This window comes from Desulfamplus magnetovallimortis (assembly GCF_900170035.1).
Taxonomy (GTDB): Bacteria; Desulfobacterota; Desulfobacteria; order Desulfobacterales; family Desulfobacteraceae; genus Desulfamplus; species Desulfamplus magnetovallimortis.
In genome coordinates, this window is the sequence record NZ_LT828617.1 from 1 (window position 1) to 814 (window position 814).

Here is an 814-nt window from a genome sequence, read left to right on the forward strand (position 1 = left end):
CTGGAGCTTTTGTTGATCAATTCCATATTGACAAAGATCTTGGACAAACTGAACTAAAGCTTCTGAATGAATCCGCTGGGATAGGCTTCCCACACTACATGCAGGAAGATTGTTTTCCAGGAGGGCTTTTTGTTCATGATGGAAAAGTAAAGCATGATCTAACAACAGGCTCAGGATCAAGGAACGCCGAGATCCTTCTTTGCCTGTATGCTTGGTCAGCTTGCCCCAACCTTCATGACCTTTCCAGTCTTCAAAGAAAACCTCTATCAACCAGCGGAAAGAGTATGCTTGTACAATATCAGCAGTCCTCCAACTCAGATCGGAGGCTAACAAATAACGAGGATTTTTTTCATCAGGGTATCTGACGGCAATAACAAACCTTTTAGTATTATGTGAATCCACGTATAAACGTGCAGATGAAATATAAATTTTAACCGGCCCTTTCCCACGAATATGTATTGTCTGGAGAACCGGTGGATATGACTTAAAATATTTTGCTACAGAAATTGTCTTGTTTTTAAAACGTATATTTTGATTACATCTCATCTTTGTTACAACTTGAGTGTTTATAAATATATTAGATGCATTATCTACAAATTCAGCATGGCCGTAAAGGCCGTCTGCTAAAATTGCTTTAATTTTAATATCAGGACAATTGTTTTTAAATTCTTTTAAGAGCTTTAGTGACAATTGTACTTTACTCGGGTAAGCAGGGTTTCTTGGCGGTTCTTTAGGACGTTGTTTTTTGGGGACTTTCTTTTTTTTAAGACGATCATCTTCTTTTTTCCATGCTTTCCACTCAGGGTCAGGATAA

1 pseudogene is annotated in these 814 nt (G+C 38.0%); it reads right to left on the bottom strand.

Annotation, left to right across the window (positions count from 1 at the left end):
- A pseudogene (locus MTBBW1_RS28910) lies at positions 1 to 814 on the bottom strand (IS701 family transposase); the annotation flags it as partial.